Origin of the sequence: Azospira sp. I13 (assembly GCF_003112695.1) — a bacterium.
In the GTDB taxonomy this organism is placed as follows: Bacteria; Pseudomonadota; Gammaproteobacteria; order Burkholderiales; family Rhodocyclaceae; genus Azospira.
This window is the reverse complement of record NZ_BFBP01000011.1, coordinates 527,669-549,930: the sequence shown is the minus strand read 5'-3', so window position 1 is coordinate 549,930 and position 22,262 is coordinate 527,669. Positions and strand designations below refer to the sequence as shown.

General features: G+C 67.8%; 19 protein-coding genes. 9 read left to right on the top strand and 10 right to left on the bottom strand.

The window, feature by feature from the left end:
- Nucleotides 1-147: 147 nt before the first annotated feature.
- From AZSI13_RS12475 to alaS, 4 genes are all read left to right on the top strand, one after another.
- Nucleotides 148-1,530: an extracellular solute-binding protein gene (locus AZSI13_RS12475; protein WP_109041461.1), complete on the top strand. Its 1,383-nt coding sequence runs from the start codon at nt 148-150 to the stop codon at nt 1,528-1,530.
- A 12-nt stretch (nt 1,531-1,542) separates the two neighbouring features.
- Nucleotides 1,543-2,397, top strand: a complete 855-nt coding sequence (locus tag AZSI13_RS12470) for a glycerophosphodiester phosphodiesterase family protein (protein ID WP_109041460.1) — start codon at nt 1,543-1,545, stop codon at nt 2,395-2,397.
- Nucleotides 2,398-2,518: 121 nt separating this feature from the next.
- On the top strand, nt 2,519-2,944 hold the full coding sequence (locus AZSI13_RS12465) for a hypothetical protein (RefSeq protein ID WP_201262370.1): 426 nt from the start codon (nt 2,519-2,521) through the stop codon (nt 2,942-2,944).
- Nucleotides 2,945-3,132: 188 nt separating this feature from the next.
- Entirely contained in the window at nt 3,133-5,754 is a 2,622-nt protein-coding gene (gene alaS / locus AZSI13_RS12460) for an alanine--tRNA ligase (RefSeq protein ID WP_109041459.1), read from the top strand.
- A 135-nt stretch (nt 5,755-5,889) separates the two neighbouring features.
- On the opposite strand, the gene AZSI13_RS12455 is transcribed toward alaS, so the two are convergent.
- Nucleotides 5,890-8,490, bottom strand: a complete 2,601-nt coding sequence (locus tag AZSI13_RS12455) for a penicillin-binding protein 1A (RefSeq protein WP_235609760.1) — start codon at nt 8,488-8,490, stop codon at nt 5,890-5,892.
- 162 nt (nt 8,491-8,652) lie between these two features.
- Between AZSI13_RS12455 and AZSI13_RS12450 the strand changes: the two genes are divergently transcribed.
- The 5 genes from AZSI13_RS12450 (at nt 8,653) to AZSI13_RS12430 (ending at nt 13,224) form a co-directional block, all read left to right on the top strand.
- Nucleotides 8,653-8,982: a hypothetical protein gene (locus AZSI13_RS12450; RefSeq protein WP_235609759.1), complete on the top strand. Its 330-nt coding sequence runs from the start codon at nt 8,653-8,655 to the stop codon at nt 8,980-8,982.
- Complete coding sequence (locus AZSI13_RS12445; protein WP_109041458.1) at nt 8,982-9,485, top strand: NUDIX domain-containing protein; 504 nt, start codon at nt 8,982-8,984, stop codon at nt 9,483-9,485. The genes AZSI13_RS12450 and AZSI13_RS12445 overlap by 1 nt, the downstream gene beginning before the upstream one ends.
- A 381-nt stretch (nt 9,486-9,866) precedes the next feature.
- A complete protein-coding gene (locus tag AZSI13_RS12440) occupies nt 9,867-12,011 on the top strand; it encodes a TonB-dependent receptor (protein WP_235609758.1) in 2,145 nt (714 codons plus the stop codon).
- A complete protein-coding gene (locus AZSI13_RS12435) occupies nt 12,011-12,481 on the top strand; it encodes a hypothetical protein (RefSeq protein ID WP_109041457.1) in 471 nt (156 codons plus the stop codon). The genes AZSI13_RS12440 and AZSI13_RS12435 overlap by 1 nt, the downstream gene beginning before the upstream one ends.
- A 383-nt stretch (nt 12,482-12,864) precedes the next feature.
- Nucleotides 12,865-13,224: a hypothetical protein gene (locus tag AZSI13_RS12430; protein WP_109041456.1), complete on the top strand. Its 360-nt coding sequence runs from the start codon at nt 12,865-12,867 to the stop codon at nt 13,222-13,224.
- 147 nt (nt 13,225-13,371) lie between these two features.
- On the opposite strand, the gene AZSI13_RS18050 is transcribed toward AZSI13_RS12430, so the two are convergent.
- The 9 genes from AZSI13_RS18050 to AZSI13_RS12390 form a co-directional block, all read right to left on the bottom strand.
- Nucleotides 13,372-14,286, bottom strand: a complete 915-nt coding sequence (locus tag AZSI13_RS18050; RefSeq protein ID WP_235609757.1) for a hypothetical protein — start codon at nt 14,284-14,286, stop codon at nt 13,372-13,374.
- Nucleotides 14,211-14,783, bottom strand: a complete 573-nt coding sequence (locus tag AZSI13_RS18045; RefSeq protein ID WP_235609756.1) for a flavodoxin domain-containing protein — start codon at nt 14,781-14,783, stop codon at nt 14,211-14,213. Before AZSI13_RS18045 ends, AZSI13_RS18050 begins: the two co-directional genes overlap by 76 nt.
- Nucleotides 14,784-14,941: 158 nt before the next feature.
- A complete protein-coding gene (locus AZSI13_RS12420; RefSeq protein ID WP_109041455.1) occupies nt 14,942-15,745 on the bottom strand; it encodes a DUF4198 domain-containing protein in 804 nt (267 codons plus the stop codon).
- Between the two features lie 99 nt (nt 15,746-15,844).
- Nucleotides 15,845-16,369 carry a DUF2271 domain-containing protein gene (locus AZSI13_RS12415; RefSeq protein ID WP_109041454.1) on the bottom strand — a complete coding sequence of 175 codons (525 nt, stop codon included), beginning with the start codon at nt 16,367-16,369 and terminating at the stop codon, nt 15,845-15,847.
- 33 nt (nt 16,370-16,402) lie between these two features.
- Entirely contained in the window at nt 16,403-17,059 is a 657-nt protein-coding gene (locus tag AZSI13_RS12410) for a PepSY-associated TM helix domain-containing protein (RefSeq protein WP_109041453.1), read from the bottom strand.
- Between the two features lie 7 nt (nt 17,060-17,066).
- Nucleotides 17,067-17,747, bottom strand: coding sequence for a Fe2+-dependent dioxygenase (locus tag AZSI13_RS12405; RefSeq protein WP_109041452.1), 681 nt, complete (start codon nt 17,745-17,747; stop codon nt 17,067-17,069).
- Nucleotides 17,748-17,830: 83 nt separating this feature from the next.
- Nucleotides 17,831-20,134: a TonB-dependent siderophore receptor gene (locus AZSI13_RS12400; protein ID WP_109041451.1), complete on the bottom strand. Its 2,304-nt coding sequence runs from the start codon at nt 20,132-20,134 to the stop codon at nt 17,831-17,833.
- Nucleotides 20,135-20,384: 250 nt separating this feature from the next.
- Entirely contained in the window at nt 20,385-21,503 is a 1,119-nt protein-coding gene (locus AZSI13_RS12395) for an alpha-hydroxy acid oxidase (protein WP_109041450.1), read from the bottom strand.
- 23 nt (nt 21,504-21,526) lie between these two features.
- The gene (locus AZSI13_RS12390; RefSeq protein WP_109041449.1) at nt 21,527-22,246 is read right to left on the bottom strand and encodes an EAL domain-containing protein; all 720 of its coding nucleotides are present in this window, start codon (nt 22,244-22,246) and stop codon (nt 21,527-21,529) included.
- Nucleotides 22,247-22,262 lie beyond the last annotated feature (16 nt).

Below are 22,262 nucleotides of genomic sequence, written 5' to 3'. Positions count from 1 at the left end.
TATGGTGGCTGGCACCGGGCCTGACAAGGCAATCCCGTAAGGGGGATGGCGTAGTGGCGCGCCTGGGCGGAGATGTCGGTGCTGTCGTCCGGCGGTCATCTTTCCGGCGCTATAATGGCCCGCTTTCGCACTGCTTGAGGATCGGCGATGTCTTTTTCCGCCCTGCGCGCTTCCCAGCGTATTTCCATGATTTCCCTCTCCCTGGCCGCCCTTTGCGCGGTGGCCGCACCGGCCCACGCCGCCAAGGCGGCCAAGGCCCCGGCGGCAGCTCCGGCCAAGGCCGCGCCCCAGCCCCAGGGCCCGATCGAACTGTCCATCTCCCACCAGCTTGACGCCGCCCACGCCGCCCGCCTGCAGGAAGTGCTGGACCGCTTCAATGCCCAGCAGAAGGACTACAAGGTGCAGCTGGTGGCCCGTGGCGAAACCGCCGTGCCCCACCACATGCACCTGGCCGTGCGCGACGAGCTGTCCCAGTTCGTCAGCGGCAAGGAATCCTTCCGCCCCCTCTTTCAGGTCATTGCCGACAGCAAGGAAAAAGTTGATGCCGCCCGTCTGGCGCCCGAACTGCGCAGCGGCGTGACCGACGGCAAGGGCCGCCTGCTGGCCCTGCCCGTGGCTTTCTCCACCCCCGTGCTGTTCTACAGCAAGAGCGCCTTCCGCCGCGCCGGCCTGGACCCGGAAACCCCGCCCAAGACCTGGTGGGAAGTGCAGGCCACCGCCGGCAAGCTCTTCGATTCCGGCCTCAAGTGCCCCTACACCACCTCCTGGCCCACCTGGGTGCACATCGACAACCTGGCCGCCCGCAACAATGTGGAAACCGTGGGCGACAAGGGTGAGATGGCCTTCAACGGCATGATGCAGGTGAAGCACGTGGCCCTGCTCAATTCCTGGTACAAGGCCCGCTACTTCCACACCTTCGGCCCGAAGAACGAGGCGGATAGCCACTTTGCCAGCGGCGAGTGCGGCATGATCACCACCTCCTCCGACCGCTTCGTCGCCTTCCGCGACAACAAGGACCTGGACGTGGGCGTGGCGCCGCTGCCCTATTACGACGAAGCCTACGGCGCCCCGCGCCAGGCCCTCGCCGACGGTGCCTCCCTGTGGGTGGAACCGGGCCGCAAGCCAGCCGAATACAAGGGTGTGGCCCGCTTCGTGGCCTTCCTCATGGCCCCCGACATGCAGGTGGAAATCGCCCGCTCCGGCGGCTATCTGCCCCTCACCGCCGCCGCCCAGTCCGCCGCCAAGAGCAAGCTGCTCAAGGACGACATGCGCAACATCGACGTGGCCCAGGCCCAGCTTGGTTCCGTGGTGCCCCGCACCGCCGTGAGCAAGGCCGCTGCCCTGACCCCGGTGATTTCCCGCATCGAGCCGGTGCGCCGCATCATCGAGGAAGAGCTGGAACAGGTGTGGGCCAACAAGAAGCCCGCCAAGCTGGCCCTGGATAATGCCGTGACCCGGGCCAACGCGATCCTGCGCTCCGGCGCCGCGCCCCGCCTGGCCGAGGCCGCCGCGCCCACCAAGGTGCGCTGAGGCCCCGCCGCCATGGGCGGTACGCCCACTTCAGCAACGCCGGCCCCGGAGGCCGGCGTTGTCGTTTCCACCCTGGGCTATCCCCGCCTCATCGCCCACCGGGGCGGCGGTAGCCGCGCCCCGGAAAACACCCTGGCCGCCATTCGCGCCGGCCATGCTGCCGGGTTCCGTGGCGTCGAGTTCGACGCCATGCTGAGCCGGGACGGCGTGCCTTTCCTCATCCACGACGACACCCTGGAGCGCACCAGCAACGGCCATGGGCCGGTGGCCCAGGCCAGCGCGGCGGCACTGGCCCGGCTGGATGCGGGCAGCTGGCATTCCCCGGCCTTTCGCGGCGAACCCCTGCCGACCCTCGCCGATGCCCTGGCCCTGTGCCGCCAGCTGGACCTGTGGGTCAATTTGGAAATCAAGCCCGGCCCGGGCCGGGAGGCGGAAACCGGCGCTGCCGTGGCTCAGGTGGCCCGGGTGGCGGGGGCATCACTGGTGTGCCGGGTACCTCGGAATATGTCGTCAGCCGAGCCTTGCCCCGCAGCGACAGAGGCGCTCCCGCCCGCCAGGGGCCTGGTGCTCTCCTCCTTTTCCACGGCGGCCCTCAAGTCTGCCCGCCAGGTGGCTCCCGAACTGCCCCGGGCCTGGTTGGTGGAACGGGTGCCCGAGGATTGGCAACAGACCCTGCAAGCCCTCGGGGCCGTAGCCCTGCATTGCCATCATGAGGCGCTGACGCCGGCCCTGGCAGCGGAAATTATCGCTGCCGGATACGCCCTGGCCTGCTATACCGTCAACGAGCAGGCGCGCATGATGACGCTGGCCCAATGGGGCGTCACGGCGCTGTTTACCGATCGCCTCGACCTGGCCGGTGCCTTCTGAAACACCCGCTTACCGTTATTTACTCGTGGCTTACCCCTTGCGGTCCCCCGGCCAGAGCAGAGGGGCGTTAATCGGAGCATGGGGAGCCTTCCCCGCACCCTTCAACCCAAGGAGCGCCATCATGAAAACCCTCAAGCCTTTCATCGCCGCCTGTCTCTTTGCCACCCTCTCCGCCCCCCTGCTGGCCCAGACCGCCATGCCCCGGGTGGAGCAGCGCCAGGCCAACCAGGAACGCCGCATCGAACAGGGTGAGCGTTCCGGCGCCCTGACCAACCGGGAAGCCGCCCGTCTGGAGCGGGGTCAGGCCCATGTGGAGCGCATGGAAAACCGTGCCGCCGCCGACGGCAAGGTGACGCCCCGGGAACGCGCCCGCCTGGACCAGGCCCAGGACCGCGAGAACCGCCGTATCGCCGAGCAGAAGCGGGATCGCCAGCATGACCTCAACCACGATGGCCGCAACGACAACCAGGGCCGCCGGGTCGGCCGCTGGGAGGGCCAGGGCGAAGCCCGCCATGTCGGCCCTCGGGAAGGGCGGGGCCGCCGCTGATGCCGGCCGGGTGATCCCTTCGCCTGCAGTCGTTTGTCCTGGTATTGCCGAGGCCCGCACCACGCGGGCCTCGTGGCTTTGAGGGAGGCATTTTTTGCACCGCGGAAGCGGCCCAGTTCGATGATAAAATGCGCGTTTTTCCAATTCAGCCGCCCTTGCCAAGCGCCGGGGCCAAGGATGCAACGACGATGAAAAGCGCCGAAATCCGCCAGAAGTTTCTCGACTTCTTCGCCTCCAAGGGCCACCAGATTGTTTCTTCCAGCTCCCTGGTGCCCCACGAAGACCCTACCCTGCTGTTCACCAACGCTGGCATGAACCAGTTCAAGGATGTCTTCCTCGGTTTCGACAAGCGTCCCTACACCCGGGCCACCACTTCCCAGAAGTGCGTGCGCGCCGGCGGCAAGCACAACGACCTGGAGAACGTGGGCTACACCGCCCGCCACCACACCTTCTTCGAGATGCTGGGCAACTTCAGCTTCGGCGACTACTTCAAGCGCGATGCCATCAGCTACGCCTGGGAACTGCTCACCGAAGTTTTCAAGCTGCCCAAGGACAAGCTCACCGTCACCGTCTATGCGGAAGACGACGAGGCCTACGACATCTGGACCAAGGAAATCGGCGTGCCCGTGGAGCGGGTCATCCGCATCGGCGACAACAAGGGTTCCCGCTATGCCTCCGACAACTTCTGGATGATGGGCGACACCGGTCCTTGCGGCCCCTGCACCGAAATTTTCTACGACCACGGCGAGCACATCTGGGGCGGCCCTCCCGGATCCCCCGAGGAAGACGGCGACCGCTTCATCGAAATCTGGAACAACGTCTTCATGCAGTTCAACCGGGACGAAGCCGGGGTCATGCACCCGCTGCCCAAGCCCAGCGTGGACACCGGCATGGGCCTGGAGCGCATCGCCGCCGTGCTGCAGGGCGTGCACGCCAACTACGAGATCGACCTGTTCCAGCGTCTGATCGCCGCTGCCGCCCGGGAAACCTCCGGCGCCGACATGGATAGCCCGTCCCTGAAGGTGCTGGCCGACCACATCCGCGCCTGTTCCTTCCTCATCGCCGACGGCGTCATCCCGGGCAATGAAGGCCGGGGCTATGTCCTGCGCCGCATCATCCGCCGCGCCATCCGCCACGGCTATAAGCTGGGTGCCCGTGCTGCCTTCTTCCACAAGATGGTGCCGGACCTGGTGGCCGAAATGGGAGCCGCCTATCCCGAGCTGGCCTCCGGCGAAAAGCGCGTCATGGACGTGCTGAAGCAGGAAGAGGAACGCTTCTTCGCCACCATCGAACACGGCATGGCCATTCTCGAAGCCGAACTGGCTGGCATGGTGGAAGCCGGTAGCACCGTCTTCAACGGCGAGACCGCCTTCAAGCTGCACGACACCTACGGCTTCCCCCTGGACCTCACCGCCGACATCTGCCGCGAGCGCAGCTTCACCGTGGACTCCGCCGCCTTCGATGCCGCCATGGCCCGCCAGAAGGAACAGGCCCGCGCCGCCGGCAAGTTCAAGATGGCCGCCAACCTGGAATACGACGGCCCCGCCACCACCTTCCACGGCTACGACACCCTGGAGTTCAAGGGCAACGTGCTGGCCTTGTACAAGGACGGCGTCGCGGTCAATGAACTGCACGAAGGCGACATGGGCGTGGTGGTGCTGGACAACACCCCCTTCTACGCCGAATCCGGCGGCCAGGTGGGCGACCGGGGCGCGCTGCAGAGCGTGCACGGCATCTTTGCGGTGGAAGACACCCAGAAGATCCAGGCCACCGTTTTCGGCCACCACGGCGTGGTCAAGACCGGCACCCTGACGGTGGGCAACAACGTCACCGCCAAGGTGGACATCCAGGCCCGTGGCCGCACCGTGCGCAACCACTCCGCCACCCACCTGATGCACAAGGCCCTGCGCGAAGTGCTGGGCGGCCACGTGCAGCAGAAGGGCTCCCAGGTGGACCCGGACAAGACCCGCTTCGACTTCGCCCACAACGCCCCCATGAGCGATGAGGAAATCCGCAAGGTGGAAGCCATCGTCAATGCGGAAGTACTGGCCAACGCGGCCACCGAAGCCCAGGTCATGGGCATCGACGATGCCCAGAAGAGCGGCGCCATGATGCTCTTCGGCGAGAAATACGGCGACGAGGTGCGGGTGCTTTCCATCGGCTCCTCCAAGGAACTGTGCGGCGGCACCCACGTCACCCGCACCGGCGACATCGGCCTCTTCAAGATCGTCGCCGAATCCGGCGTGGCCGCCGGCGTGCGCCGTCTCGAAGCCGTTACCGGCGACAACGCCCTGGCCCTGGTGCAGCAGCAGCAGGCCGTGCTGGCCCAGGCCGCCGCCGCCTTCAAGGCCCCAGTAGCCGAGCTGCCCGCCAAGATCGCCCAGACCCAGGAGGCCGTGAAGGCCCTGGAAAAGGAGCTGGCCAAGCTGAAGTCCAAGCTGGCTTCCAGCCAGGGCGACGACCTGGTGAACCAGGCTGTGGAAGTGAAGGGTGCCAAGGTCCTCGCCGCCACCCTGGAAGGGGCCGATGTCACCGCTCTGCGGGAGACCATGGACAAGCTGAAGGACAAGCTCAAGTCCGCTGCCATCGTCCTGGCCTCCAGCGCCGAAGGCAAGGTCACCCTGATCGCCGGCGTCACCGCCGACCTCACCGCCAAGGTCAAGGCCGGCGAGCTGGTCAACCAGGTGGCCCAGCAGGTGGGCGGCAAGGGCGGTGGCCGTCCCGACATGGCCCAGGCTGGCGGCACCCAGCCGGAAAACCTGCCGGCCGCCCTGGCCTCCGTGGCCGCCTGGGTGGAAGGCAAGCTCTAAGCAAGCACGCGTCGTCTTTGCCGTGCCGCTGCTTGTGCATTGGCACCTGAAATGAAAAAGCCCCCGGGGATTTCTCCGGGGGCTTTGTTTTTGGCACGAGGGCCACGGCTTCGGCAGGTCCGGGTGCGCGATACGTCAGGGCGTATTGCTACCGGGGCCAGATACCGGGGGGGACGGCGATGGCGGCAAGGTCGGCGCTGAAGGGGGCGATGCGGTGGATGTATCGGCCCCCGCCGTACCCTCAGCCGGGCCCGCCGTGCTCGTCGGAGTCGTTGGATTGGCTGTATTTGCCGACGGCTGGAAGGCCTGCTGCATCAGGCCGGTATCGCTTTCGCCGGAGAGCCCGCCGGATTCCCGTGGCTCTTGCTCTGCTGGCAACTGGGGCGCCTCCGGCGGCAGGATGGGGGCCGGGGCCGGGGTGGTGGGCGGCGGTGGCGGGGGCGTGGTGCCGGTGAGGCGTTGCCAGACGCGCAGCAGCCAGTCGGGCCAGGTCCATTGGCCCGGGCCTTGCAGCCAGCTTGGGGCGTGGGCGGCCCACCATTGGGGCCACTGCTGCACATTGCGCCAGGCGGTGCTGAAGCCCCCTTCCGGCGGTTCGGCGAAGCGGGCCTTGGGGTCGATGAGGCGGTGGCGCAGGGCCTGCTGCACCACCAGGCCCACCATGGGCAGGGCGCTGTGGGCGCCCTGGCCCCAGTAGTCGCTGCCCAGGGTGATGCGGCTGTCGTTGAAACCGACCCAGGCGCCGGCCACCAGCTCCGGGTGCATGAGGATGAACCAGCCGTCGGCGTTGTCCTGGGTGGTGCCGGTCTTGCCCGCCACGTCGGCGCGGACGCCATAGCGGCTGCGGATGGCGACGCCGGTGCCCCGGTCCACCACATTGCGCAGCACCTCCACCAGGGTATAGGCGGTGCGGGGCGGCATGGCCTGTTCCGGCTCGGCCGGGGTGAACTCCGCCAGCACCCGGCCCTGGCGGTCTTCGATGCGGGTCACCAGCAGTGGCGCCTGGTAGGCGCCGCCGTTGGCCAGGGCGGCGTAGGCGCTGACCATTTCCTTGAGGCTCACCGGGCTGGTGCCCAGGGCCAGGGAGGGCACCGCTTCCAGCTTGCTTTGGCGCACCCCCAGGCTGCGCGCCAGGCGGATCACCCGGGCCGGCCCCACCTGCTGCATGAGCTGGGCGGTGATGCGGTTGCGGGAATAGGTGAGGCCGTCCCGCAGGGTCATGGGCTCGCCGGTGGGGGGCTGGGGGTCGCTGGGGCGCCAGATGTCGCTGCCGCCGAGGGGGATTTCCACCGCCTGATCCACCAGGGTGTCGTCGGGGCGGGCGCCCTGGAGAAAGGCGGCGCCATAGACGAAGGGCTTGAAGGTGGAGCCGGGCTGGCGCCGGGCCTGGGCCACGTGGTCGAAGCCGTCCTGGGCGTAGTCCCGGCTGCCGACCCAGGCCCGCACCTGGCCGTTGCGCGGGTCCAGGGCCAGAAACCCGGCCTGGATCTGCAACTTCTGCCGGCGCAGGGCGGTGATGAAGGCGCTGTCGCCGCGCAGCTTCTTTTGCGCCTGGGCCGCCGTCAGGCCGCCGGCCACGGCATTGCGGTATTCCGGCGTTTCCCGGATCAGGTTGGCCAGGCGGTCGCCCCCCTTGCCGCCGCGGCTGCGCCAGGTGCTGTCGGCCACCGTCTGCAGCAGGGCGGTCTGCCGCGCCACCGCCTGGTTGGCCAGGGCCTGCAGGCGGGAATCCAGGGTGGTGCGAATGATCAGGCCGTCGGCGTAGAGGTTGTAGCCCTCCCGGTCGGCCCAGTCGATGAGCCAGGGGCGCAGCTGTTGCAGGAAGTGGGGGGCCGGGCCAGCCGGTTCGCTCTGACGCTCGAAATCCAGCCCCAGGGGGCGCTGCTCCAGGGCCGCCAACTGGGCTTGCGGCAGTTCGCCGCGCTTGACCATCTGGGCCAGCACCACGTTGCGGCGCTGCTGGGCCCGCTCCGGGTTGAGCACCGGGTTGTAGTAGCTATTGCCCTTCAACATTCCCACCAGGGTGGCGCTTTGCAGCACGTCAAGGCGGCGGGCCGAGGTATCGAAATAGGTGCGGGCCGCCATCTCGATGCCGTAGGCGTTGTAGAGGAAGGGCACCGTGTTGAGGTAGGTCTCGAGGATTTCCTCCTTGCTGTAGAGGGCCTCGATCTTCAGGGCGGTGACGGCTTCCTTGAGCTTGCGCGTCAGGGTGGGGGCCCGGCCGATGTCCTCCGGGTAGAGGTTGCGGGCCAGCTGCTGGGTCAGGGTGGAGCCGCCCTGGCGGTCGCCGGAGAAGGTGCGCAGGGCGGCGCCGCCAGTGCGCCACCAGTCGATGCCGTGGTGTTCGTAGAAACGGTGGTCTTCGGTGGCCACCAGGGCCCGCACCACCAGGGGGGAAATGTCCGCCAGGCGCACCCATTCCCGGTTGCTGCGCTTTAGCTGGGCCAGCTCCCGGCCATCGGCGGAGAGTACCTGGGCCGGCTGTTCCGTCTTGGCCTTGCGCAGGTCGCTGATGCCCGGGGTGAAGGGCAGCAACAGCAGCACGGTGAGCAGCAGGGCCGCGAGCAGCAGCAGGGGCGGCACCGCCAGGGCCAGCAGCCAGCGCTGGCGGCGGCTCAGGGCGGCCAGCTTGGCGACGCAATGGCCGGTAACGCTGGCGGTACGGGCGTGCAGCGGCGCAAAGCGCATCGCCAGAAAGGCCAACAGGCGGGCCAGGGGCCGGGGCAGGGCGGGCATGGTCGGCAGGAGAAAAACGGCAGAGGAAAGCCGGAAGGGGCGGTTTTAACACAAAGCCCCGGCGGCGTCCGTGGCTTTACTGTGTCCACGCCGTAAGGCATCGCCCCGGGGCGTGGCCTGGGCTATGCTCTCGTCTTTGCCTGACTTTGCCGACCCTTCGCCATGCCACTTTCCGCCTTCTCCCGCCGTACTTCCCTGCTGCTCCTGGCCGTCGCCGCCTGCCTGCTGAGCAGCGCTGCCCGGGCCGAGCCCCTGCCCGACCGCACCCCCCTGGAGGCCACCACCGCCCAGGGCGAGCGGGTGCTGCTCCACCCCACCGGCAAGTGGGAATACGTGGACGCCCAGAAGGCCGCCGAAGCCCGCCGGGTGGCGGAGCAATTCCCCGAGAACAAGGTGCGCCCGGTGGATGCCCAGGGCGGCTGGGTGCCCGGCTCCCGCACCCTGATGCCCGGCGACAAGGATTACAACCGCGGCAGCCTGGGGCGGCGCTGATGGAATCCGGCTTCCGCTTCTGTCCCCGCTGCGCCGGCCCCCTGGCGCCCCGCGACATCGGCGGCGCTACCCGCCTGGCCTGTGAGGATACGGCCTGCGGCCATGTCTTCTGGGGTAATCCGGTGCCCGTGGTGGCGGCCCTGGTGGAGTGGGATGGCCACCTCATCCTGGCCCGCAATGCCGCCTGGCCCGAAGGCCAGTTCGGCCTGGTGACCGGCTTTCTCGAACGGGAGGAAAGCCCGGCCGACGCCGCCTGCCGGGAAGTGGCGGAGGAACTGGGCCTGCTGGCCAGCGCCGCCCACCTCATCGGCGTCTACCCCTTTGCCCGCAAGAACGAAGTGATCATGGCCTTCCACGTGCCGGCCACGGGGGAACTGCGCCTCAACGAGGAACTGGCCGAAGTCCGCCTGATTGCGCCGGATCGCCTCAAGGCCTGGGATTACGGCACCGGCCTGGCGGTGGCCGACTGGCTGGGCCGGCGCCTGGCGCAAGTCGGCGGCTGAGGGATTGCGGTAGGCAGCCTGGCCCGGGGTGGCCGGGGTGGCTGCTTGCTTGAGCGGCCGCTTGCACTGATCGTTTGAAGCGGCCGGCCTGCCCCGGGGGGCGGCAACCCGGAGCGTGGCGCCAGCGGGCGGGAATGTACGTGGGAAAGTGATGGGGCGATGCCGGGAAGGTGGTCGGAAGATCGCCAGAAAATGCGCCGGCGACACCGCGCCAATTCCGCCATCAGGAGCCGGGACGAGGAATGCCCCGGGAATTTTGACCTGCATCATATTGAGATCGGTTCTCAACAAGATAAGCTGCGGGCTTCCTTTCAACCCGCCGCGATCCAGCCAGCGACTGTCTGCCAGCCAGGTGCGGGGATTCCTTCCCGGAGCCCGTTCATGTCCCAGCTGTCGCCTCGCCGTTCCCCCTTGTCCATCCTGCGTACCGTCGCCCCTTCCGCCTCTCCGGCCTCGGGGCGGCGAGGCCGTTCTTCGCTGGCGTGTGCTGCGCCGCCTTTCCCCCTGGCGATGCTGGCCCTCAGCCTGGTCTCCGGCCTGGCGGTGGCGGCGGATGGGGAGAGGCCGGCGGGGGCCGAAGTGGCCCTGGCCCCGGTCAGCGTCACCGCCAAGGGCTATGCCGCCGACGAGCTGGAAACGCCCCTCAGCACCCGCTCCCTGGATCGGGAAGCCATCGTCCGCCGCGCTGCCAACAACCCCGGCGAGCTGCTGCGCGGCGAGCCCGGCATGGCTGTGGCCAGCGACGGCGCCCAGGGCCAGAACCCGGTGCTGCGCGGCCTGAAGAAGGAAAGCGTGGTGCTGCTGGTGGATGGCATCCGCCTCAACTCGGCCCAGCCCCAGGGCGCCATTGCCTCCTTCCTCTCCCTCGGCCTGGCGGAACGGGTGGAGGTGGTGAAAGGTCCGTCCTCCGTGCTCTACGGCAGCGGCGCCCTGGGCGGCGTGGTCAATGTGCGCCTGCCCCAGGCCCAGTTCAAGGCCGGCACCAGCGGTTCCGCCCAGGCCTCCTGGGATAGCGCCAGCAACGGCCTGCGGGCCACCGGCGTGGTCAATTTCTCCGCCGGCGACCACGCCCTGATGCTCGGCACCTCCAGCGCCCGCATCGGTGACTATCGCGCCCCCGACGGCAAGGTGGCCAAGACCGGCTACGATTCCGACAGCCTCATCGGCCAGTACCGCTTGCGCATCGACGCCGCCCAGCAGCTGCGGGTGTCGCTGCAGGAGCAGACGGACGAGGATGTCTGGTACCCCGGCTCCACCAAGGCCGCCGCCAATCCCATCCGTTCCACCACCATTTATTCGCCGAAGCAGAGCCGCCGCCTCATGGAAGCCGGCTATTCCCGCCAGGGTTCGGGCGAGGCGCCGCTGAACGTGGATTTCCGCGTCTATCGCCAGGAAATGGAGCGGCAGATCTACTCCTGGGCCAGCGGCATCCGGCGCAACAATGCGGAAACCCAGGTCAGCTTCGTCACCGAAGGCTGGGACGCCAAGGCCGACTGGCTGGTGCATCCCCAGCACCTGCTCTCCTTCGGCATCAATGCCTGGGAAATGGAGGCCTCGCCCAACCGCCGCCTCTTCCAGGGCGGCGCCCTGGTGCGCAACAACCCCTTCGCCGACGGCCGCATCGAATCCCTGGGGGCCTACCTGCAGGACGACATGCGCTTCGGCAAGCTCAACGTGCTGGCCGGCCTGCGCCACGACACGGTGAAGGGCAGCGCCGCCTCCATGAACAACGGCGCCATCAAGAACGGCCTTTCCCGCAGCGACAGCGCCACCTCCGGCAGCCTCGGCGCCATCTATGAAGCGGCGCCCCTGCTGCGGCCCTACGCCAACCTCTCCCGCGCCTTCCGCGCCGGCGAAATGCGGGAACGCTACGAATCCTCCCCTCGGGGCGACGGCTACTATTACGTCGGCAATCCCCAGATCAAGCCGGAAGAGGCCACCCAGTTCGAACTGGGCCTGAAGGGTGCCAGCGCCGATTTCCACTACCAGCTGGCGGCCTACCGCAACCACATCGACAACTACATCACCGGCCGCACGACCGGCGCCGTCATCAGCGGCCTGCCGGTGAAGGCCACGGTGAACCTGGGCCGGGCGGTGATCAACGGCGTCGAGGCTTCCGCTGGCTGGCAGGTGCGTTCCGGTCAGTGGCTGAACGCCGGCTTCTCCCGCCTGCGCGGCGAGAACAAGGATCTGGACGAACCCCTCTTCCAGATGCCGGCGGATGAACTCTCCCTCGGCTGGGACGGCGCCGTGGCCCAGGGCTGGCGCGCCGACGCCACCCTGCGCCTGGTGGCCCGGCAGGACCGCATCGCCACCGTCTTCAGCCGCGGCAGCGAAAATGCCACCGCCGGCTTTGCCACCGCGGACCTGGGCGCCACCTACCGCTGGGCCCGGCAGAGCTTCCGCGTTGCCCTGAAGAACCTGGCCGACAAGCGTTACCACGAACACCTCACCGAGGGCATCAGCGGCGCCGAAATCAAGGCGCCGGGCCGCTCCCTCGTTCTTACCTGGAAAGGAGACTTTTGATGTTCCTGCGCCCCCTCGCCCTGGGCCTGCTGCTGGCCGCCGTTGCCGGCGGCAGCCCGGCCCTGGCCCACGACGACCCCGGCATCGCCAGCACCGACCAGCGCCAGGTGATCCGCCTGACGCCGGCGGAAAAACACTTCCTGCTCTCGGAAATGCGGGGCTTTGTCGCCATCACCCAGAAGATCGTCAGCGCCGCCGCCGCCAACGACCTGGCGGCGGTGGCCGAGGCCGCCCGGGTCGGCGGCCTGAAGGCCCATCAAAAGGATTTCGCCAACCCGGAAAGCCTGGTGCACGGCATCCGCAAGAAGGCCCCGGCGGCCTTCTTCCCCCTGGGCAAGGAAACCCATCTCAGCTTCGACCGCATCGCCGAGCTGGCCACCGAACTGAAAGACCGGGACGTGGTGCTCAACACCCTGGCCGACACCCTCAACAACTGCATCGCCTGCCACAGCGCCTACCGGGTGGAATAGGTGGAACAGGTGGAATCAGCGGAATAGGTGGGTGAGGGTTGGCCGCGGTTCGTTGGCTTCCCCGGGGTTTCCTTGGGGGGCCAGGCCCCTGAGAGGGTATGGCAACGCTTCACCCCGCGGGGTGCTGCCCCTGGCCCATCGCCTGGCTTTGGCAATATCGGCTTTTCAAGGACTGCCCTGGGAGGCAATAGGGACGCCACTCTTCCTCATGACAGCCCGGAGATCGGCCAGGGGCGGGCATGACAGGGCATGTCCGCGCCCCGCCTGGGGTTTGGCCCGGTTTTGGGGCGTTTCCTGGGCCAGGGCGGCCTGTCGGCAACTTGACCGCGTCATGGCCGCCGGAGATACTGCGGCCCGAACTTTTCCTTCCCCCGCGAGACACCATGGCCGCCTCCAAGACACGCATCGACTGGTCCCTTTTCCTGCTGCGCCTGGCGGTGGGGGGCATGGCCCTGCTGGCGGGGTTGGAGCCCCTGCTGGGCGCCCGCATTCCCGGCAGCTTCCAGCAACTGGCCCACTGGGGCCTGCATCTGGCGGAAATGCTGTGCGGTGTCTTCATGCTGCTGGGGCTGTGGATGCCGGTGGCCAGCCTGGGCCTGACCCTCATCATCGGCTGGCCCCTGGTCCATGGCTGGCTCCACGGCGCCCCCTTCTTCGGCAACCTGCATGGCCTCTTCCTGCTGCTGGTGGCCCTGGCCTCGGCCCTGGGCGGTGCCGGCAAGTGGAGCGTGGGCCGGGGCTGACGGGTCCATGAACTGATGGCCGCCGCCCATTGCGGCGATGCCAGGAAAAAGGCCGGGGAAACCCGGCCTTTTTTTGTGCCTGTAGCCCGCGATCCGCCGGCTGGCGCTGTTCCCCCGCGCTTCAAGGCGAGGGCGGGGTGGCGCGCCTCAATACACGTCGCGCCGGTAGCGCCCGGCGGCCAGCAGATCGTCCAGGGCGTCGCGCCCCAGGATGGCGGCCAGGGTGTCGTCCACCGCTTTACCCATGGTGGCGGCGCTGCCGCTGACGTAGAGGGCGGCGCCGTCGGCCACCCAGGTGCGCAGTTCGTCCGCCGCCTGGGCCAGCTTGTGCTGCACGTAGACCTTCTCGGCCTGGTCCCGGGAGAAGGCCAGGTCCACGCGGCTGAGGTGGCCGCTCCTGATCCAGTGGCCCAGGGTTTCCGGGTAGGGCAGGTCGGTGGCGGCCTGGCGCTCGCCGTAGATCAACCAGTTGCGCCCCTGACCCCGGGCTTCCCGGGCCTGCAGCAGGGCCTTGAGGCCGGCCAGGCCGGTGCCGTTGCCGATGAGGATGAGGGGCCGTGCGGCGTTGTCCCCCAGGTGGAAATTGGCGTGGGACTTGAGCCGCAGGGCCACTTGGCCCCCCACGGGCAGGCCTTCGGTGAGCCAGCCGGAGGCCAGGCCGGGGCGCCCGTCCGGGTGGCGCTGCTGGCGTACCAGCAGGTGCAGCTGGCCGTCTTCCGGCAGGGAGGCGATGGAATAGTCCCGGGGCGGGGCGAGGGCGGTGCTGTCGCCGCCGTCGCTGCCATTGCTGTCGCCGCCGTCCATGACCGGCGCCTGCACCTGCACCAGATCCCCCGCCTGCCAGGTGGGCAGGGGCGCGTGGGGCAGGGTCAGGGCCAGGTGGTACACCGGCTGGCCGGTGCTGCCCGGGTTGAGGTGCTGGCGGTGCACCAGGGTCCAGGGAGCAAAGGCGGGGCCGCGCCAGTCAGGTTCCTCGCCGCTGCCTGCTAGGTGGGCGACGCGGTGCTGCCAGTCGCCCAGGGCTTCGGGGTCGCCGTTGTCCACCTCGAGGGGGGCAAACAACCAGGGCGCGCCCCGGGCCGTGAGCCAGGCGGCGAGGCGCCGGCCGAAGCCACAGTAGTGGGTGTAGCTGCTGTCCCCAGGCTGAGCAGGGCGACGTGGAGATGGGGGAAATCGGGCGGGGCCGCTTCGGCCATGAGGCGGCGCTCGAAGAGGGCGCCGTTGTCCGGCGCATCCCCCTCGCCGCAGGTGCTGACGATGAAGAGGGCCTGCTCCGCCGCCGCCAGGTCTTCGGGGCGCAGCAGGTTGAGGGCCAGCAGGCGCACCGGCAGCCCGACGGCTCCCAGGGCCCGGGCCGTCTGGCCAGCCAGGGCTTCCGCCTGGCCGCCCTGGCTGGCGTAGGCCACCAGAAGCGGCTTGCGGGCAGCCCCGTCCTGCGACGCCAGGGGGGCGATGGCAATATGCCGGCGCCGCCGGTGGCGCAGATAGACGGCGGCGCACAGGCCGCCGTAAGCCAGGGTGGCGCCCCAGGCAGTCAGAAGTCGCAGGGTGTCGGGCATGAAAGGGAGCGGAATCGGGGAGGAGAGTGGCTTGCGGGAACGGGGATGCAGGGGGGCTGCTTACCCCGGGCCGCCCTCAACGGCAGGCCCGGAGCATCCGGGGCACAGCAAGCTCGGTGATCGCTGTGCCCTCTGTGGCTGAATGCCTTTGTACGCCCTTACTGAGGCAGCACTTCCAGGGTGGCCGCGTAGGTGACGCGGCGTTCCTTGGCGGCCTTGATGCTGGTCTTGTTGTCCTTCAGTTCTGCTTCCAGCCAATACATGCCGGCTTCGGGGAAGGTGACGCTGAATTTGCCGTCGGCGCCGGCCTTCAGCTTCATTTCGCCCAGCTGGTTGCGGTAGCGGGTGGCGCCCTTGGTGATGGTGACTTCCAGGCCGGAGGCGGGCTTGCCGTCCAGCAGCATCTGGAAGGTGGCAGCTTCGCCGTTCACCAGGTCGTTGGGGTGGGTCACCGGCACCAGTTCCAGGCCCTTGCCGATGGGAGCCAGGGCGGAGGGCTTGCCGACGGTGACGAAGGTCTCGTTGCGGCCGGCCATTTCATTGACGTTCAACTCTTCCGCCTCGGCCGGGATTTCCTTGGCGAAGGCTTCCGCCGTGCCGCGCCAGCGCTTGGGCTCGCCCTTCAGCTTGTAGCTGGCCATGATGCCGGCGTTGACCACGGCGACGCGGTAGGTACCGGCCTGGGTCAGGTTGAGGTCGAAGACACTGCGCAGCTTGCCCTTGGCCAGGTTTTCCGGCGCCAGCTTGCTGCCGTCGGGGGCGGTGACGGTCAGGTTGTCCAGGTTGAGGGCGTTGTGGTTGAAGAAGAAGAGGTCGTTGGCCACGGCCGCATCCACGGTGATCCACTGGGCCTTGGAGAGCACGGTGGAAGAGGGCAGCAGCCAGGCGTTGTGGGCCTGGGCGGCAGGGACGAGGGCGGCAGCCAGGAGGGCGGCGATGGTCAGGGGGCGCAGCAGTTTCATGGGGAATCCTTTGCGGTGGGGATGGGGGAGTTTTAAAAGCTAGCCACAGAGGGCACAGAGATCACCGAGGGGGGCGGAGTGATCCACCCTGCCTCGGGCTCAGGGCTTGAGGTCCAGGGTGATGTGGCCCAGTTCGCTCTGGCCCTGGGCGGTGGCTTGCTGGGCCTGCTTGGGCGGCCACTGGAAGGGGATGTAGAGCAGCTCACGGCCCCCCACTTCCCGGGCGGCTTCGATGCCCAGCTTGTAGTCGCCGGGGGGCAGGTCGCCCAAGGGCGCCTTGCCCTGGGCGAAGCGCAGCTTCTGCTTGCCCACGGTGGGGGTGGCGCCGGTGATGCCGTCCAGCGGCATGGCCAGGTCGCGGCCACCACGGCGCCACCACTGGCGCAGGTCCTTCAGCCACTTGGTGCCTTCGCCGTTTTTCATCTTGGCGTCGTAGAGCACGGCCAGATGGGCGGCCACGGAGTTGTCGGCCCGCTCCACCCACACGGCCACATAGGGGCGGTGGTATTCGGCCACGTTGAGGCGGGGAATTTCCACTTCCACCGCCAGGTCGGCGGCCAGGGTCGGCAGGGCGAGGCCGCAGCCGAGGAGCAGGGAAAGCAGGCGTTTCTTGGCGAACGTCATGGTCGGAGGCTTTCGTGAAGGGTTGGGGGAGGGTCAGTGGATCAGCAGCAGGGCCAGCAGCAGGGGCACCAGGGCGCCGAGGCCCACCAGGGGCCAGGTGCCGGGCCGGTTGCCGGCGTGGTGTTGCAGGATGAGCAGGCCGGTGGCGGAAAAGATCAGGCAGGCGACGGAGAAAATGTCGATGAACCAGCGCCAGGCCCCCCCGGTGTGGCGGCCCTTGTGCAGGTCGTTGAGGTAGGAGATCCAGCCCCGGTCGGTGATTTCCACTTCGGCCTCGCCGCTTTCCCGGTCGATGCGCAGCCAGGCGTCGCCGCCGGGCCGGGGCAGGGCCAGGTACACCTCTTCCGGCGACCATTCGGCGTCCTTTTCGGCGGCTTCGATGGCCAGGGTGGCGGCAATCCAGTCCGTCAGGGAATGGGGCAGGGGCGCCAGCCGGGGCTCGTCGGCGCTGGCGGCCAGGGCCGGGCGCAGGGTGTCGGGTACGACGGCCTGGCGACGGCTGACCTCGGGCTTGCTGCCAATGTCTGCTGCGTGGTTGAGGGTGATGCCGGTGATGGCGAAGAGCAACATGCCCATGAGGCAGACGGCGGAGCTGATCCAGTGCCATTGGTGCAGGGTTTTCAGCCAGCCGGGCCGGCGGGCCGGCGGCGGGCTGGCGACAGGGGTTGTGCGGGTCGTGCGGGGCGTCATGGGGCGCTTACATCTCCGCCCATTGGCGCAGCAGGTTGTGATAGTGGGCGGTGAGGGAGACCACCTCCTCGCTGTCGCCCACCTGCTGGCGGAGCTTCTGGATGGTGCAGTCCAGCTCGAACATCATGGTGCGCTTCCAGTCGTCCCGGATCATGCTCTGGGTCCACAGGAAGGAGCAGATGCGGGCGCCCTTGGTCACGGGCTCGACCCGGTGCAGGCTGGTGGAGGGATAGACGATGGCGTCGCCAGCCGGCAGCTTGGCCTGGTGGCTGCCGTAGGTGTCGTCCACGAACAGGTCGCCGCCCTCGTATTCGTCCGGGTCGGTGAAGAAGATGGTGGTGGAGACGTCGGTGCGGATACCCTGCTGGCTGCCGTGGGGGTAGCGGATGGCGTTGTCCACGTGGTTGCCGTAGAAGCCGCCGCCTTCGTAGTGGTTGAAGAAGGGCGGCAGGATGCGCTGGGGCAGGGCGGCGGAGAAGAAGAGGGGGTTGTTCAGGAGGGCGCCGGTGACGATTTCCCGCAGACGGGCGATTTCCGGGGTGCCTTCCGGCAGTTGCAGGTTCTGCTTGCGTTGGGCCGCCTGAATGCCGGCGGTGGTGAGACCGTCCTGCCAAGTGGCGTTGGCCAGGATGTGACGGCATTCGGCCACCTGGTCCCGGGTCAGCAGTTCGGGGATGTGCAGCATCATGGTGCGGGGCTCCTTGGCGATGGGCTAGGCCCGGAAATGGAAACCGCCCGGTGGCGAGAACGCCGCCGGGCGGGGTGCAGCGCTTAGAACTTGTAGGTGGCGGTCAGCGTGGCCTGGCGACCCGGTGCCACGCCTACCATGTGGGTGGAGTAGGCCTTGTCGTAGTAGGTCTCGTCGAACAGGTTCTGCACGTTGAGGCGCAGGGACAGGGCCTTGTCCACCTGGTAGGTGGCCATGGCGTCGGCACGCCAGTAGGAGGGCACCCACTTGGTGTTGGCGGCATCGCCGTAAATCTTCGAGACGTAGTAGGCACCGCCACCCACGGTCAGCTGGGGCAGCACGCGGTAGCTGGTCCACAGGCTGAGGGCGTGTTCAGGCGTGTTGGGGAACTGGTTCCCCTTGTTCTCCGCATTGGCGTTGTAGCGCCAATTAGTGCCGCTCTTGCTCCAGTAGGAGGGCCCGGTTTCCAGCAGGCTGGAATCCATGTAGGTGTAGCCGCCAAAGACCTGCCACTTGTCGGTCAGGGCGCCGGCAAAGCCCAGTTCGATACCGTTGATGCGCTGCTTGCCAACGGTGGCCATGGTGTTGGCGTCGAGGCTGATCTTGGCGTTGGTCTTCTCGATGTTGAAGAGGGCGGCATTGACCCCCAGCTTGTTGTTGAACAGGTTCCATTTGGTGCCGAACTCGATGCTGCGCACTTCTTCCGGCTCCAGGTCCTTGTTGGTCAGGGAGAGGTTGTCGGAACCGTCGCTGGCGGTGATGCCAGAGGGGTTGGCGGCGGTGGCGTAGTTGGCGTAGATGCTGCCGTTGTCGCGGGGCTTGAAGACCACGCCGGCCTGGTAGCTCATGAAGCTCTTGTCGCTGCGCAGGGTGGCGGTGGTGGGGGCGGCGCCGTTGGTGCTGTAGCCATCCACGCCGGTACGGAACTGGTCGTCACGCAGGCCCAGGTTGAGCAGCCACTGCTTGTTCAGGGTCACCGTATCGAAGACGTAGATGCCGCGGGAGGTGGTGCGAGTGACGGAACCCTGGGGGTTGCGGGCCACGGTGCCGGTCCAGGCATCGCTTGGGTTGGGGTTGCGGATGTTGGCGTTGGAGGTGCCGGTGACCACGTAACCCCGGCTATCCACCTCGTTGTGGGCGAATTCGAGGCCCACGGCGATGTTGTGCTTGATCTCGCCGGTCATGATTTCGCCGACGATTTCGGTGGCGTTCACGATGCCGTCGCTGGTGGAGTAGCGGTTCTTGGAGCTGCGCGGCAGGGTGGTGCCGGTGACGATGGAGGCGTTGGAATCCCCCGGGTTGGTCACCACGTAGTCGTTCAGGGTCTGGGTGAAGCGGGTGGTGTTGCGCAGGGTGAACTTGTCGTTCAGGTCGTGCTCGATCTTCAGGGTCTGGCTATCCACTTCCGTGTTGCGGAAATCCCGGGCGTTGAGGCCATAGAAATTGTCGCGGTTCACGTTGAGGGGGCCGCCGTCGCCGTTGCGGGCCCGGGCCGTGGCGTTGAGGGTGGGGGCCACGGTGGGCGGGGTGGTGGCGGTGGAGCCGCCGCTGCCCTGGGCCACCGTGTTGTACTTGGCGATGGGGTTGTTGTAGGGAATGCCGTAGTCCGGCATGCCTTCGGTTTCGTAGTGGTAGATGCCCAGGCTGGCGCGGGTGGGGGTGCCCAGGCCAACGGCGAGGGAGGCGGAAACGCCTTCCTTCTTGTTCCACACCGCATTGCGGCCGGCCACATCGCTGTCTTCCTTGAGCAGGGAGATGCGGGCGGCCACGTGGTCGCCCAGCTGGCGGTTGAGGTCGGCGGTGGCCCGCTTGTAGTCGGCGGTGCCGACCCCCAGGCTGACGTCGCCGAAGTTGCCCAGGCGGGCGTTCTTGGTGGTCATGTTGATGCTGCCGCCCACGGCGCCGCCGCCGCTATAGGCTGAGTCCGGGCCCTTGACCACGTCGATCTGCTCGACCGCGAACATGTCGCGGGACTGGGAACCGGGGTCCCGCAGGCCGTCGATGAACATGTTGGCCTGGGAGTTGAAACCGCGAATGATGGGGATGTCGCCGGAGGGATTGCCGCCTTCGCCCATGCCGAAGGTGATGCCCGGGGTGGTGCGCAGGGCTTCCTGGAGGGTGGTGGCGTTGGTCTGTTGCAGCACTTCCTTGGTGATCACGGCGACCGACTTGGAAACATCCACCAGGGGCGCGGTGAACTTGCTGGAAGCGGCGGCATCGGCCTTGAAATTGGCTTCGCCGGCAGCGGTCACGCTGACCGTCGGCAGGGTCTGTTCCTGGGCCATGGCGGCGCCGGGAACGGCGAGAGCCAGGGCGGTGATGGCGGCGCTGCGCTTCAGGCGGGGTTGTTGCGTGAGGGGGTGCTTGTGGCTCTGGATATAGGCCATCGGTCAATCTCCGTGGGGATGGGGGAAGTCATGGGGCTGGCTTCCTGACCGACGACGCCGGAGCGTCTAGCAGGTGGCTGGCAAAATTATGGGGAAAATCCCGTAACAAAACTAATGATAATTGTTTTCATTTGTAAGTGGCAAGATGGAATTTGTAAAGAAACGGGCATTGAATCAAGGGCTTTTACGTAAGTTAAAGCTGATTTTTATTGAAATTCAATGCGCTAACGATGGTCTGCGAGTGTTGTGCTCAGCGTGGGAAGTTGCTCTGAAACAACAGGTCAGGGCTGATGCTTGCCAGGTCCCGGCAGCCGCATAGGGCCATGGTGACCTCCAGCTCCTCCCGCAACAGCTTCAGGCAGTGAGCCACGCCCAGGGGGCCGGCAGCGGCCAGGGCATAGACCCAGGGGCGGCCCACCAGCACGGCGCTGGCACCCAGGGCGAGGGCCTTGAAAATGTCGCTGCCGCGGCGGATGCCGCTATCCAGCAGCACCGGCAGCCTCCCTTCCAGGGCATGGACGATGCCGGGCAGGGCCGCAATGCTGGAGGGCAGGGTATCCAGGCTGCGCCCGCCGTGGTTCGAAACGATCAGGCCGTCGGCCCCCAGTTCGGCAGCCTGCCGGGCATCGGCCGGATGGGTGATGCCCTTGAGGATGAGAGGCAGACGGGTCAGCGATTTCAGCCAGACGATGTCGTCCCAGGTCGGGGCACTGGCCATTATGCCGTCGAAGACCACACTCTGGCCCGGCGCCAGGGGCGGCGGAGGCGGGGGCACCATGCCCCGTAGATTGACCGGTTCGACGCCGGTCGGCAGGTGAAAGCCGGCCCGTTGTTCCCGGTTGCGCAGGCCGAAGATGGGCGCATCCACCGTTACCACCAGGGCCTGGTAGCCGGCCGCCTCGGCCCGCTGCACCAACTGCCGGGTGAAGCCCCGGTCCGGCTGAATATAAAGCTGAAACCAGAGGGGGATTTCGGCCTGGGCTGCAATGTCCTCCAGGGAACGGCTGGCCAGGGTGGAGACCGTCATGCCCGCCTGCAGGGCGCCGGCCCCCAGTATGGTGGCCAGCTCACCTTCGGGGTGAAAGAGCCCCTGATGGGCTACCGGGGCCAGAAAGACCGGGTGTTCCCAGGTATGGCCGAACAGCTGCAGCCGGGTATGGCCCCCCGCCACCTGGCCCAGGACCCGGGCATTGAGGCGCAACTGGTCGAAATCCTCCCGGTTCCGGCGAAAAGTCAGTTCGTCGGCGCTGCCACTGTGCAGATAGGCCCAGGCATTGTCGTCCAGACGGTGGCGGGCGTAGGGCAGGTAGTCGCTGACGGCAGCGATGTCCTGGGGAATGCGCTCCAGGAGCGGGGCGTGGAAGGCCATGGCGTTATTCTCGTCAGGGGATTTCAGGGGGCGGCACGGCAGAAGCGTTCGCGGAAGAGAAAGCCCTGGACCAGGTCGAAGCCCAGGCGCCGGGCCAGCTTCAGGTCATTGGGTGTTTCCACGCCCTCGAGCACGGTGCGCACGCCGAGGCTGCGGGCGGCCGGCAGGGTCCAGGCGAGGATGGCGGTACGCCGTTCCCGTTCTGGCGAGTCGGCCAGCCAGGAGCGGTCGAACTTGAGGTAGGCCGAATCGTTGAGGGCGGCGAAAGAGATGAGGCCGCGGGAGGCGGCCAGATCGTCCATGGCCAGGCGGATGCCGGCGGCCTTCAGTTCTTCCACCAGGCGGTGGGAGAGGGCCACGTCGCCCATGTCCAAGTTCTCGATCACTTCCACCACCAGGCGCTTTTCGTAGGGCCGGAATAGCTCGGTGAAGGCATTGTGGCCGGTGGGGGCGTAGCCGGCGGCGAAACTGTCCGGGTCAAGATTGACGAACAGCAGTCCATCCGGCGGGGCCAGGGCCAGTTGCAGGCGCTTGGTCTCCAGCTCGGCGTGGTACAGCAGCAGGGGATTGTGGTGCAGGGCCTGGAAGACCTGGTCCGGTACCAGGGCGCTGCCGTCGGCGGCGGTGAAGCGAGCCAGGGCTTCCCAGCCCAGGGTGTCGCCACTGGTCGGGCAAACCAGGGGCTGGTATTCGACGGCGAAACGGCGGGAGAGGAGGGATTCGAGAATCTGGTGTGGGTGCATGGTGAAGGCTGGCCCG

What these genes read in the sequence shown, in the direction of transcription:
- AZSI13_RS12475 (WP_109041461.1), top strand. Translation starts at nt 148, where the DNA reads ATGTCTTTTTCCGCCCTGCGCGCTTCCCAGCGTATTTCCATGATTTCC.
- AZSI13_RS12470 (WP_109041460.1), top strand. Translation starts at nt 1,543, where the DNA reads ATGGGCGGTACGCCCACTTCAGCAACGCCGGCCCCGGAGGCCGGCGTT.
- AZSI13_RS12465 (WP_201262370.1), top strand. Translation starts at nt 2,519, where the DNA reads ATGAAAACCCTCAAGCCTTTCATCGCCGCCTGTCTCTTTGCCACCCTC.
- alaS (WP_109041459.1), top strand. Translation starts at nt 3,133, where the DNA reads ATGAAAAGCGCCGAAATCCGCCAGAAGTTTCTCGACTTCTTCGCCTCC.
- AZSI13_RS12455 (WP_235609760.1), bottom strand. Translation starts at nt 8,490, where the DNA reads ATGCCCGCCCTGCCCCGGCCCCTGGCCCGCCTGTTGGCCTTTCTGGCG.
- AZSI13_RS12450 (WP_235609759.1), top strand. Translation starts at nt 8,653, where the DNA reads ATGCCACTTTCCGCCTTCTCCCGCCGTACTTCCCTGCTGCTCCTGGCC.
- AZSI13_RS12445 (WP_109041458.1), top strand. Translation starts at nt 8,982, where the DNA reads ATGGAATCCGGCTTCCGCTTCTGTCCCCGCTGCGCCGGCCCCCTGGCG.
- AZSI13_RS12440 (WP_235609758.1), top strand. Translation starts at nt 9,867, where the DNA reads ATGTCCCAGCTGTCGCCTCGCCGTTCCCCCTTGTCCATCCTGCGTACC.
- AZSI13_RS12435 (WP_109041457.1), top strand. Translation starts at nt 12,011, where the DNA reads ATGTTCCTGCGCCCCCTCGCCCTGGGCCTGCTGCTGGCCGCCGTTGCC.
- AZSI13_RS12430 (WP_109041456.1), top strand. Translation starts at nt 12,865, where the DNA reads ATGGCCGCCTCCAAGACACGCATCGACTGGTCCCTTTTCCTGCTGCGC.
- AZSI13_RS18045 (WP_235609756.1), bottom strand. Translation starts at nt 14,783, where the DNA reads ATGCCCGACACCCTGCGACTTCTGACTGCCTGGGGCGCCACCCTGGCT.
- AZSI13_RS12420 (WP_109041455.1), bottom strand. Translation starts at nt 15,745, where the DNA reads ATGAAACTGCTGCGCCCCCTGACCATCGCCGCCCTCCTGGCTGCCGCC.
- AZSI13_RS12415 (WP_109041454.1), bottom strand. Translation starts at nt 16,369, where the DNA reads ATGACGTTCGCCAAGAAACGCCTGCTTTCCCTGCTCCTCGGCTGCGGC.
- AZSI13_RS12410 (WP_109041453.1), bottom strand. Translation starts at nt 17,059, where the DNA reads ATGACGCCCCGCACGACCCGCACAACCCCTGTCGCCAGCCCGCCGCCG.
- AZSI13_RS12405 (WP_109041452.1), bottom strand. Translation starts at nt 17,747, where the DNA reads ATGATGCTGCACATCCCCGAACTGCTGACCCGGGACCAGGTGGCCGAA.
- AZSI13_RS12400 (WP_109041451.1), bottom strand. Translation starts at nt 20,134, where the DNA reads ATGGCCTATATCCAGAGCCACAAGCACCCCCTCACGCAACAACCCCGC.
- AZSI13_RS12395 (WP_109041450.1), bottom strand. Translation starts at nt 21,503, where the DNA reads ATGGCCTTCCACGCCCCGCTCCTGGAGCGCATTCCCCAGGACATCGCT.
- AZSI13_RS12390 (WP_109041449.1), bottom strand. Translation starts at nt 22,246, where the DNA reads ATGCACCCACACCAGATTCTCGAATCCCTCCTCTCCCGCCGTTTCGCC.